10 protein-coding genes and 1 pseudogene are annotated in these 11,857 nt (G+C 71.4%); all 11 read right to left on the reverse strand.

The annotated features are described in order from the left end of the window. A pseudogene (locus L0B03_RS07690) lies at positions 1–538 on the reverse strand (hypothetical protein); the annotation flags it as partial. Further along, positions 535–1,353, reverse strand: a complete 819-nt coding sequence (locus L0B03_RS07695; protein WP_250445229.1) for a protein phosphatase 2C domain-containing protein — start codon at positions 1,351–1,353, stop codon at positions 535–537. The pseudogene L0B03_RS07690 and the gene L0B03_RS07695, both read right to left, overlap by 4 nt. 160 nt (positions 1,354–1,513) lie before the next feature. Continuing rightward, positions 1,514–2,518: a polyprenyl synthetase family protein gene (locus L0B03_RS07700; protein ID WP_250445230.1), complete on the reverse strand. Its 1,005-nt coding sequence runs from the start codon at positions 2,516–2,518 to the stop codon at positions 1,514–1,516. After that, positions 2,515–4,098 (reverse strand): NADH-quinone oxidoreductase subunit NuoN, encoded by a 1,584-nt coding sequence (nuoN, locus tag L0B03_RS07705; protein WP_250445231.1) that lies wholly within the window; start codon positions 4,096–4,098, stop codon positions 2,515–2,517. Before nuoN ends, L0B03_RS07700 begins: the two co-directional genes overlap by 4 nt. Then, positions 4,095–5,702, reverse strand: coding sequence for an NADH-quinone oxidoreductase subunit M (locus L0B03_RS07710; protein ID WP_250445232.1), 1,608 nt, complete (start codon positions 5,700–5,702; stop codon positions 4,095–4,097). Before L0B03_RS07710 ends, nuoN begins: the two co-directional genes overlap by 4 nt. 16 nt (positions 5,703–5,718) lie before the next feature. Then, positions 5,719–7,668, reverse strand: a complete 1,950-nt coding sequence (gene nuoL / locus L0B03_RS07715) for an NADH-quinone oxidoreductase subunit L (RefSeq protein ID WP_374204905.1) — start codon at positions 7,666–7,668, stop codon at positions 5,719–5,721. Positions 7,669–7,717: 49 nt separating this feature from the next. Further along, positions 7,718–8,017: an NADH-quinone oxidoreductase subunit NuoK gene (gene nuoK, locus L0B03_RS07720; RefSeq protein ID WP_250445233.1), complete on the reverse strand. Its 300-nt coding sequence runs from the start codon at positions 8,015–8,017 to the stop codon at positions 7,718–7,720. Then, entirely contained in the window at positions 8,014–8,922 is a 909-nt protein-coding gene (locus tag L0B03_RS07725) for an NADH-quinone oxidoreductase subunit J (protein WP_250445234.1), read from the reverse strand. Before L0B03_RS07725 ends, nuoK begins: the two co-directional genes overlap by 4 nt. Then, a complete protein-coding gene (nuoI, locus tag L0B03_RS07730) occupies positions 8,919–9,608 on the reverse strand; it encodes an NADH-quinone oxidoreductase subunit NuoI (protein WP_374204906.1) in 690 nt (229 codons plus the stop codon). The genes L0B03_RS07725 and nuoI overlap by 4 nt, the downstream gene beginning before the upstream one ends. Positions 9,609–9,615: 7 nt before the next feature. After that, complete coding sequence (gene nuoH, locus L0B03_RS07735) at positions 9,616–11,010, reverse strand: NADH-quinone oxidoreductase subunit NuoH (protein ID WP_250445235.1); 1,395 nt, start codon at positions 11,008–11,010, stop codon at positions 9,616–9,618. Then, a partial coding sequence (locus L0B03_RS07740) for a molybdopterin dinucleotide binding domain-containing protein (RefSeq protein ID WP_250445236.1) occupies positions 11,010–11,857 on the reverse strand: 848 nt, incomplete at its 5' end. The genes nuoH and L0B03_RS07740, both read right to left, overlap by 1 nt.

Consider the following 11,857-nt stretch of genomic DNA (forward strand, 5'->3'; position numbering starts at 1 on the left):
CGCGTTCGGCCGCGACACCGGCCTGGCCGGGCACGCCAGCCGCCGGGCGCTCCTCGCTGCGGCCGCGGCTGTCCCGCAGCTCGACCTCGACGCTCGAGGCGCGCACGACCCCGGAGAGCACCGGAAGGAGCTCGTGCCCACCGTCCTGCACCGTCTGCCGTGCCGTCCCGGCGGGTCCTCGACCCGGCGCGCGCACGGTCAGGCTGCGTGCCGACCCGACGAGCTCCTCGGTCCACGTCGCGACCTGCGCGGCGGAGAGCAGCCGGCTGCCCGAGGCGGTCACGACCTCCACCTCGACCTCGCCGCGCACCACCGCGTGCACCTCCCCGCCCTCGACCGAGACCAGCGCGAACGGGGGGAGCTGGGCGATCCCCGGGGCGAGCAGCACCTGGAGCTGCTCGGTGAGGGCCCCGCCACCACGCAACGAGATCCAGATGTCACGCACGGTCTCGGCCCGGGTGCTGCCCGGGAGCAGGACGACGCTGCCGTCGGTCACGACGGCGTACCAGTCACCGGGGGCGTAGGCGGGGACGATCATGGGGTCACCTCGGGCTGGGGACGGCTGGGACGGGGAATGGTGGCACCGTCGATCTCCTCGTCCCACGCGTCCACGGACGCGGTGGAGCTCAGGACCGGTCGGTCCTCTGCACGGAGGGTGTCGTCGGTGTCGGCTGCGGCGGCGACGGTGGCGACGTCCACGACGACGGCACTGACGTTGTCCCTGCCGCCGGCCTCGATGGCCTGGGCGACGAGGAGCTGGGCGGCCTCCTGCGGGTCGGCGACCGTGTGCAGCACGACGGCGATCGCCTCGTCGGGGAGCTCGGAGGTCAGACCGTCCGAGCAGACCAGGAGCCGGTCGTTGCTCCCGGCCGGGATGAGCCAGTAGTCAGGGTCGGGGTCCGGGCCGGTGCCGACCGCGCGGGTGATGACGTGACGCTCGGGGTGCTCGAGGACCTGCTCGGGGGCGATCTCGCCGCGGTCCACCAGCTCCTGCACCACCGAGTGGTCGACGCTGATCTGCTCGAGCACACCGCTGGACCACCGGTACACGCGCGAGTCGCCGATGTTGAAGACGAGCCAGTACGAGCCGCCGTCGTGGGCCGCGATGGCCACCCCGGCGACCGTGGTCCCTGCGGTACGCCCCGCGGCGACGGTCTCCCGGAGCCTGAGGGCCGTGCGGTGGAAGCAGTCGTGGACGTCGTCAGGGCTGGCCGACGCGCGCCCGGCGAGCTGGGAGAACTCCTCGACGGCGAGGCGGCTCGCGACGTCGCCGGCCGCGTGCCCGCCCATGCCGTCCGCGACGAGGAAGACCGGGGGGTAGGCCAGGAGCGCGTCTTCGTTGAGTCGGCGCACACGACCGCGGTCGGTCGCCGATCCCCACGACGTGCGCACTGGACCCCCACTCCTCGGGCCTGCCCCCGGCGCACCTGGACCGTGCGCCACCCGCGGGCAGACTCCCGTCACTCCATCGGCCTAGTGAGGCCAGGACTTGAGCCGTTCGCACGGACGAGTTTCAGGCGGCTCGGTCCACGAGGGCCTCGGCGAAGGACACGAGGGCGTCCTTGACGGCTCCTGAGGGCAGCGTACCCAGTGCACGCACCGCGTCCTGCGCCCACGACTCGGCCCGCGCACGGGTCTCCTCGACGACCGGGTGCACGCGCAGGCCCGCCACGGCCTCGGCGAGTGCGGCGTCCTCGGTGAGATCGGCGTCGAGCAGGCGCACGAGCTCACGGTCCGCCGTCGTGCCCTCTGCTCCCCCGGCCCGGGCACGCAGCAGGAGGGCGGGCATGGTGGGCACGCCCTCGCGCAGGTCGGTGCCGGGAGTCTTACCCGTCTGGGCAGGGTCGGCGCTCAGGTCGATCACGTCGTCGGCGAGCTGGAAGGCGACGCCGACCTTCTCCCCGTACTCGACCAGGGTGCTGACGACGTCGGGGCGGCAGCCCGCGAACATCGCACCGAACCGGGCCGAGGTCGCGATGAGCGATCCCGTCTTGTCCGAGAGCACCTGGATGTAGTGCTCGACCGGGTCCTCGTGCTCGGCGGGGCCGACGGTCTCGTGGAGCTGTCCGAGGCAGAGGCGCTCGAAGGTGCTCGCCTGGATCCGGACGGCGTCCGGTCCGAGCCCGGCGACCACGGCCGACGCGCGTGCGAAGAGCAGGTCCCCGGTGAGGATGGCGACGTGGTTGCCCCAGACCTCGTGGGCTGCGGGGGCCCCACGACGCACCGGGGCGGAGTCCATGACGTCGTCGTGGTAGAGCGTCGCGAGGTGGGTCAGCTCGACCACGACGGCGGCGTCGACGACCTCGGGCCGCTGCCCCTCGCCGAGCTGGGCGGCCAGGAGGGTCAGCAGCGGCCGCAGCCGCTTGCCCCCGGCGTTCACCAGGTGCCGGGAGGCGGTGTCCGCGAGGACGTCCGCATGGGCGACCGCGCCGCGCAGGCGCTCCTCGACCAGGGAGAGCCGACCCGTGAGCAGCTCGGTCAGCTGCGGGTCCGCCACCGGCAGGGACAGGGAGGTCACGGGATGAAGACCGCCGCGTCGGCGAGCACGTCGAGCAGCGGCGACGGGAAGACTCCCAGCCCGATGGTGCCGAGGACGCCCAGCCCGATCGCGACCGTCGTCAACCCCTCGGACCGGACCACGGTGGTCGACTCCCCGGCGGTACCGATCGGGTCGGTGAAGAACATCAGCACGATCAGGCGCACGTAGAAGAAGACCGCGGCGGCCGAGGCCACCACACCCACGACCACGAGCCAGGCGAGCCCGCCCTCGATCGCGGCCGCGAAGACCGCGAACTTCCCGGCGAAGCCGGCAGTCAGCGGGATCCCGGCGAAGGAGAGCAGGAACAGGGTGAAGGCCCCCGCGAGGACGGGGTGCCGCTGTCCCAGGCCCGACCACTGCGACAGGTGCGTCGCCTCGGCGACCACGGCCCCGCCCGGTCCCGCGTTGACCTCGCGCACGAGCGAGACGACCGCGAAGGCACCGATCGTCGCGAGCCCGTAGGCCAGCAGGTAGAAGAGCACCGAGCTGATCCCGGACTGGGTGAGCGCCACGACGCCGACGAGGATGAAGCCCGCGTGCGCGATCGAGGAGTAGGCGAGCATCCGCTTGATGTCGGTCTGCACGATCGCCACGACCGTGCCGACCACCATGGTGATGACCGCGACCCCGAGCAGCAGGGGCATGAGGTCCCACTCGAGGGGCGGGAGCACGACGTAGACGATCCGCAGCATCGCCCCGAAGGCGGCGAGCTTGGTGCAGGCCGCCATGAAGCCGGTGATCGGGGTGGGGGCACCCTGGTAGACGTCCGGGGTCCAGGAGTGGAACGGCACCGCGCCGACCTTGAACAGCAGGCCGACCAGCACCAGGACGAGTCCTGCGAGAAGCAGCCCGTCCATGCCCACGACCGTGGTCGTGGCGACGGCGATGTCCGCCAGGCGCACCGACCCGGCGAAGCCGTACAGCAGGGCCGCGCCGAAGAGGAAGAAGGCCGAGGCGAACGCGCCGAGCAGGAAGTACTTCATCGACGCCTCCTGGCTGAGCAGGCGACGACGCCGGGCCATGCCCGACAGCAGGTACAGCGGCAGGGAGAGGACCTCGAGGGCCACGAAGAGGGTCAGCAGGTCCCCCGCGGCCGGGAAGATCATCATCCCGCCGAGGGCGAAGAGCACGAGCGGGTAGACCTCGGTCTGCTCGAGGCCCTTGCGCCGCGCGACCTCCTCGTAGTCCGAGCCGGGGACCGCCGAGGCCGAGGGCGCGAAGGCGTCCTCCCCCGACTCGGTGCGGTCGGCGATGACCAGGAAGGCCACGAGGCCGAGCAGGGCGAGCATCCCCTGGAGCACGAGCGCCGGTCCGTCGAGGATCATCGAGCCGTCGAGCACCACGGTGCCGCCGGTCTCACGCACCCCGGACCACAGGGCCGCGACGGCCACGATCGCCGCGGCGGTCGCGACCAGGGACAGGGTGAGCTGCACCGGGCGCCGCACGCGCTGCGGGGCGAAGGCCTCGACGAGCACGCCGATCACTCCCGCGCCGAGCACCAGGAGCACGGGCGTCAGCTGGGCCCAGGCGATCTCGGGCGCCACGAAGGCCGCAGTCACTGGTCACTCCCGTCATCGGTGGTGCTGGTACTGGCCTCGTCGGCGTAGGTCGCGGTGGCGTCCTGCACGCCGACGTCCTCGAGGGTCTGCGAGGCGGGCTCGCGGACCAGGTCGAGGGCGGGGGCGGGGTAGAAGCCGAGCACGAGCATCAGTCCGAGCAGCGGCGCGACGACCACCTTCTCGCGCGTCGAGAGGTCAGGGGTCGCGGCGAGCTCGGGGCGCACCGGACCGGTGAAGACCTTCTGGTAGGTCCAGAGCACGTAGATCGCGGCCAGCACCACGCCGAGGGTGGCGACGATCGCCGCCGGGCGGTTGGCGCCGTAGGTCCCGACGATGACCAGGAACTCGCTGACGAAGGTCGAGAGGCCGGGCAGGGACAGGGCGGACAGCCCCGCGACCAGGAACGTGCCCGCCAGCACCGGGACCACCTTCTGCAGGCCGCCGAAGTCCTCGATGCGCTGCGAGCCCCGCCGTGCGACGAGGAACCCTGCGAGCAGGAAGAGCGCACCGGTCGAGAGCCCGTGGTTGACCATGTAGAGCGAGGCGCCCTGCACGCTGACCGAGGTGAACGCGAAGATCCCCAGGACGATGAAGCCGAAGTGGCTGACCGAGGTGTAGGCGATCAGGCGCATGAGGTCGCTCTGCCCGATGGCCAGCAGCGCGCCGTAGAGGATCGAGATGACGGCCAGCACGATGATCACCGGCGCGGCCCAGCGCGAGGCCTCGGGGAAGAGCGGCAGGCAGAGGGTGAGCATCCCGAAGGTGCCGACCTTGTCGAGCACCCCGACCAGCAGCACCGAGGTGCCCGCGGGGGCCTGCTCCGCGGTGTCGGGCAGCCACGTGTGCACCGGCCACATCGGCGCCTTGATCGCGAAGGCCAGGAAGAAGGCCAGGAAGATGAGCCGCTCGGTGGTGACCGACATCTCGGTGCCGACGAGGTTGTCGATGAGGAAGCCCTCGGGGCCGCCCGGGCCCTGCAGGTAGAGGGCGATGACCCCCGCGAGCATCACGAGGCCACCGGCGAGGGAGAACAGCAGGAACTTCACCGCGGCGTAGCGCCGCTGGAGGCCACCGAAGGCCCCGACCATGAAGTAGACCGGGATGAGCATGGCCTCGAAGAGCACGTAGAACAGGAAGACGTCGCGGGCCGCGAACACCGCGACCATGAGCGCCTCGAGGACCAGGACGAGGGCCATGTAGTGACGGACCCTCCCCCCTGCGAGGTCCTCGCGGGCGCTGGCGGTGGCCTCGGTGCCGGCAGCCGGCCGGTCGGGGTGCTCACGCCAGGCAGCGAGGAGCACCAGGGGCACGAGCACCACCGAGAGGAGCACGAGCAGCAGGCCGACGCCGTCGACGCCCAGGGCGTAGCTCACCCCGAAGGCCGGGATCCAGGAGGCCTGCTCGACCAGCTGGTGGGCGCCCGCCTCGGCGGCGTCGAAGCTCAGCGCCGCGAGGACGCCGACCAGGAGGGCCACGAGGGAGAAGCCGACCGCGATCGGCCGCGCGTGGCGGCGGACGGCGCCGGGCAGCGCCCAGAGCACCGCGGCCCCGATGAGCGGCACCACGATGAGCGTGGTGAGCCAGGGGAAGGTCTGATCCTGCATGTGTGGTGTCTTCCCCTCAGATCCGGAATGCCAGGACGACCGCGACGAGCACGACGATGCCGGCGACCATGGTGGACGCGTAGGACCGGACGTACCCGTTCTGGAGCTTGCGCACGACCTCGCCCGAGCTCGCCACGAGGCGGGCCAGGCCGGTCGCGGCGCCGTCGACGACCTGGCGGTCACCGTAGACGAGCGAGCGGGTCAGGTACTGGCCCGGCCGCATGAGCAGGCCCTCGTTGACCTCGTCCTGGTACAGGTCGCGGCGTGCGGCGCGGGTCAGCACCGAGCCCCGCGGCGGGACGACGGCGACCGGTGAGGCCGCGTACTGCCGCCAGGCCAGGAAGGCCCCGGCGAGGACCAGGAGGATCGTCGCGCCCATGATGACCGGGATCGGCAGCACGGGGTCGTGGTGCTCGGCGTGGCCGACCACGGGCTCGAGCCAGGTGACGAACCCGTTGCCGATGGCCAGGAGGCCACCCAGGGCGACCGAGCCGACAGCCAGGATGATCATGGGCCAGATCATGAGGGCCGGGGACTCGTGCGGGTTCTGGGGGTGCTCGCCCTCGGCCGGCGTGCCCTCGGTGCCCGTCCAGCGGCGGCTGCCGTGGAAGGTCATGAAGAACAGGCGCGACATGTAGAAGGCCGTGATCCCCGCGCCGACGAGGGCGACGGTGCCGAAGACCCACGGCTGCCAGCCCTGGCCGTCGGCGGTCGCGAAGGCCGTCTCGATGATCTTGTCCTTGCTCCAGAACCCCGAGAAGGGCGGCAGTCCGAGGATCGCCAGCCAGCCGGCGGCGAAGGTGATCCAGGTGATCTTCATGTACTTGCGCAGGTCACCGAACCGGCGCATGTCGACCTCGTCGTGCATGCCGTGCATCACCGACCCGGCCCCGAGGAACATGCCGGCCTTGAAGAAGCCGTGGGTCACGAGGTGGAAGATCGCGAAGGCGTAGCCGATGGGCCCGAGGCCCGCGGCGAGCATCATGTAGCCGATCTGAGACATCGTCGAGGCCGCGAGGGTCTTCTTGATGTCGTCCTTGGCGCACCCCACGATCGCACCGAACAGCAGGGTGATCGCACCGATGATCGCGACGACCAGCAGGGCGTTCGGCGCCCCGGCGTACACGGGGGCCGAGCGCACCACGAGGTAGACGCCGGCCGTGACCATGGTGGCGGCGTGGATCAGGGCCGAGACCGGCGTCGGGCCAGCCATGGCGTCCCCGAGCCAGGCCTGGAGCGGGAACTGCGCGGACTTGCCGCAGGCCGCGAGCAGCAGCATCAGGCCCGCCGCAGTCAGCAGGCCCTCGTTGGCGCCTCCCGCGAGGGAGAAGACCGTCTCGAAGTCGGTCGCGCCGAAGGCCCCGAAGAGGATCATGATCGCGACGAGCAGACCGAGGTCACCGACGCGGTTGGCCACGAAGGCCTTCTTGGCCGCGACGGCGTTCGGCATCGAGTGGTTCCAGAAGCCGATGAGCAGGTAGGAGGCGAGCCCCACGCCCTCCCAGCCGACGAAGAGCAGCACGTAGCTGTCGGCGAGAACCAGCAGGAGCATCGCCGCCACGAAGAGGTTGAGGTAGGCGAAGAACCGCCGGCGCGACGCGTCGTGCTCCATGTACGAGACGGAGTACACGTGGATGAGCGTCCCGACGAAGGTCACGAGCATCACGAAGGACAGCGAGAGCGGGTCGACCCGCAGGCCGGCCGCGAGCTCGAAGGAGCCTGCGGTGATCCAGTCAAAGAGGTGCAGGTCCTGGACGCGCTCCGCGGCGGGAGCACCCAGGGTGGCGACCATGAGGACGGCGCCCACGAGGAAGGCCGACCCCGAGGCGAGGACCCCCAGCCAGTGTCCCCAACGGTCGGTGCGGCGGCCGCCGAGCAGGAGCACCGCGGCACCCAGCAGGGGCAGGGCCACGAGCAGCCAGGCCGCGGTGAACACCCCCGTCGCGGGGATCGCCGCCTCGCCCACGGTGGCCGTGGGGAGGGAGGCGAGAGCAGACGTCAGCACGGGCGCTCCCTCAGCTCTTGAGCAGGTTGGCGTCGTCGACCGAGGCCGAGCGGCGGGTACGGAAGATCGCGACGATGATCGCGAGGCCGATGACGACCTCCGCGGCCGCCACGACCATGACGAAGAAGGCCACGACCTGACCGCTCAGGTCACCGTGGATCCGGGCGAAGGTCACGAAGGCGAGGTTCGTCGCGTTGAGCATGAGCTCGACGCCCATGAACACGATGATCGCGTTGCGCCGCAGCAGCACCACGGTCGTGCCGATCGAGAAGAGGATCGCCGCGAGGACGAGGTAGTTCGACAGGTTCATCGGATGGGCTCCTCACCCGTGATCGACCGCTCGGGGGGAGTCGACCCCGTCGCGTCGGGGTCCCCGGTGCCCTCGTCGGCCTCGGTGAGGTGCGGGGCGTCAGGACCCTGGAACGCAGCGACCTCGGAGACCGCTCGCTCCTGGCCCCGCACCCGCAGCACGCGCGGTATCGAGCTGTCGAGCGGACGCCCGTCAGGCCCGAGGGCGGGGACGTCCATGGCGTTGCTCCGGGCGTACACGCCCGGGGCGGGCAGCGGGGTGAGGACGCTCCCGGCGGAGACGCGGGCGTCCGCGCGCTCCTTCTGGCCCATGCGGCGGCTGAGCCGCTGACGGTGGGTGAGCACGAGCGCACCGAGGGCTGCCGTGATCAGCAGGATGCCGACGACCTCGAGGGCGAAGACGTAGTCGCCGAAGATGATGCGGGCGACCCCCACCGCGTTGGTGTCGGCGTTGGCGGCCTCGAGACCGACCGGTGTCATGTCCGCCGCGGTCAGCACCACGCCGCTCAGCACCCCGGCGAGGCCGAGGCCCAGCAGTGCGCCGATCCAGCGCTGCCCGGCGATGGTCTCGACGAGGGAGTCCGAGGAGTCGACGCCGACGAGCATCAGCACGAACAGGAAGAGCATCATCACCGCGCCGGTGTAGACGATCACCTGCACGACGCCGAGGAAGGGGGCCTCCTGCGCGACGTAGAGGATCGCGAGGCACACCATGACGAGCACGACGCTCATCGCGGCGTGCACCGTCTTGCGCGCGAAGAGCAGGCCCAGGGCCGCGAGGACCATCACGGGGGCGATGAACCAGAAGAGGACCTCCTCCCCCGTGCTCGTGCGTCCGGTCTCGGCCAGGGACGCCAGGACGGGGGCCGCGGGCAGCGAGCCCAGAGCCACGACGGACGCGCTCATCGGGCCTCGCTCTGCTCGTGCCCGGCGGGCCGCAACGCCGCGAGCGACTCGTCCTCGGGGCGCCACTGCGCGACCCAGTCGATCTGCTCGGGGACGGGACCGGCCACGTCGCCGCGGTAGTAGTCGTCGTCCTCGGTGCCCGGGACCATGGGGTGCGGGGCGGCCAGCATGCCGTCGCCCAGCGGGGCGAGGAGGTCATCCTTCTCGTAGATCATGCCGCGCCGCGTCGGACCGGCCAGCTCGTACTCGTTGGTCATCGTGAGAGCGCGCGTGGGGCACGCCTCGATGCACAGCCCGCAGAAGATGCAGCGCAGATAGTTGATCTGGTAGACGCGGCCGTACCGCTCGCCGGGCGAGAACTGGGCGTCGGGGGTGTTGTCCGCGCCCTCGACGTAGATGGCGTCCGCGGGGCAGGCCCAGGCGCACAGCTCGCAGCCGATGCACTTCTCGAGACCGTCCGGGTGCCGGTTGAGCTGGTGCCGACCGTGGTAGCGGGGCTTGGTCGGGACCTTCTCGTACGGGTACTGCTCGGTCACCGTCGGCTTGAACATCGACGCGAAGGTCACGCCGAAGCCGGCCGCCGGGGCAAGGAGCTCACCCAGACCGGACTTGCCTGGCAGGAGCGACTCGTACTCGGCGGCCGGGCGCGGGGCGCCGACCTCGCCGGCCTGGTCGCGCCGGGTGATGTCGTCGTCAGCCACGGGGCTCCTCCTCCTCGCCGTCGGACGGCTGGTCGGTCGTGCTCGCGTCGGCCTCGGCCGTGAGGACTGCGGTTGCGGTCCGCTGCTCGGTCTCCTGTGCCATCCGCGCTCGGCGTCGGGGCGAGGGGGGCAGGGTCTGCCCCGGCAGCGGCGGGACAGGGTATCCACCTGCGAAGGCGTCGAACTCGTCGGGCTCGGACCCGGTGGCCGGCGGCGCCTTCTTCTCGGGGATGAGGAAGGAGAGCCCGATGCCGACGACCGCGACCACGCCGAGGGCGATGAGCAGGGTCTGCAGGTCGATGTCGGTGAACTGACGGACGCTCTGCACCGCGGCGACCATGACGATCCACGCCAGGGCGGCGGGGATGAGGATCTTCCAGCCGAACTTCATGAACTGGTCGTAGCGGAAGCGCAGCAGCGTGCCGCGGATCCAGACGAACAGGAACATGAAGGTCCACAGCTTGGCGAGGAACCAGAGCAGCGGCCACCAGCCCTCGTTGAACATCCCGTCGTTGATGAGGTGCAGCCCGAAGGGGGCCCGCCACCCGCCGAAGAACAGGGTCGTCGCGATCGCCGAGACGTTGAGCATGTTGATGTACTCGGCGAGGAAGAACCACGCGAACTTCATCGAGGAGTACTCCGTCATGAAGCCCGAGACGAGCTCCCCCTCGGCCTCGGGGAGGTCGAAGGGCAGACGGTTGACCTCGCCGACCATCGAGATGAAGTAGATGACGAAGGCCGGCAGCAGCGGGAGGAACCACCAGATCTGATCCTGCGAGGCCACGATCTGCGAGGTCGACATCGACCCGGCCAGGATGAAGACGCTGACCAGCGACAGGCCCATCGCGAGCTCGTAGGAGATGACCTGCGCCGTCGAGCGCACCCCGCCCAGCAGCGGGTAGGTCGAGCCCGAGGCCCACCCGCCCAGGACGATGCCGTACACGCCGAAGGAGGCCGCGGCCAGGATGTACAGCACCGAGACCGGGAAGTCGGTCAGCTGGAGGGGCGTCAGCACGCCGAAGATCGACACCTCAGGGCCCAGCGGGATCACCGCGAAGATCAGCAGCGAGGCGAAGACCGAGATCATCGGTGCGAGCAGGTAGAGCACCTTGTCCGCGGCCTTGACGTTGATGTCCTCCTTGAGCAGGAGCTTCATCGCGTCGGCCAGGGACTGCAGGAGCCCGAAGGGCCCGTGCACGTTGGGCCCGGGCCGGATCTGCATCCGCGCCACGACCTTGCGCTCGAACCAGATCGCGATCAGCACGCTGGTGAGCAGGAAGACGACGACGCCGACGGCCTTGATCGCGACGATCCACCAGGTGTCGTTGCTGAAGTCCGCCCCGGTGGCCACGGCCACCTGGGTCGGCACGAGCGTCAGGCCCGGCATCAGAGCGTCCCTCCGTCGTCGGCGGTCGTCGCCGTCGTGACCGTCGAGGCCGCAGCGACCTCGACCACGGCGCCCGCGTCCGCCCCGAGGGTACGGCGCACGGCAGAGCCCACCGAGTTCGTCGGCAGCCAGACCACGCCGTCCGCCATGGGGGTGACGGCGACCGGCAGGGTGACCTGCCCCTGGGCGGTGCGCACCGTGACGCCCTGGCCCGAGGTGATCCCGAGCCGCTGGGCGTGCGCGGGCGAGACCCGCGCGACGGGACGCTGGGAGGTGCCGGCCAGGAAGGCCTCGCCCTCCTGGCAGCGGCCCGCGTCGAGCAGCAGGTGCCAGGTCGCGAGGACCGCCTGACCAGCCTCGAGGGCGGGAGGCTCGACCGCGGCGACGGCCGGAGCCGCGACGCGTCCGCCGTCCCAGCCACCGAGCTGGTCGATCTCGGCGTGGACCTCGGTCACGGTCCGCAGCCCGAGCTGCACTTCCATCGCGTCGGCGAGGGCGTCCAGCACGCGGTGGTCGGCCATCGAGGTCGAGGTCAGCGCCTGGGGGAACGGGCGCGGGCGCCCTTCCCAGTTGAGGAAGGTGCCGGCCTTCTCGACCGGCGGGGCCACGGGCAGGACCACGTCGGCGAGCTCGGTCACCGCCGAGGTGCGGACCTCGAGCGAGACCAGGAAGCCCACCGCCTCGAGGGCCGCGCGGGCCGCCGCAGGATCGGGGAGATCAGCCGGGTCCAGACCGCCGACCACGAGGCCGCCGATCTCGCCCGACCGGGCCGCCGTGAGGATCTGCTCGGCGTCGCGGCCGGGCTCGGCGGGGAGCCGCTCGACGTCCCAGGCGGCGCCGACGTCGA

This window comes from Actinotalea sp. C106 (assembly GCF_023630195.1).
Classification (GTDB): domain Bacteria; phylum Actinomycetota; class Actinomycetes; order Actinomycetales; family Cellulomonadaceae; genus Actinotalea.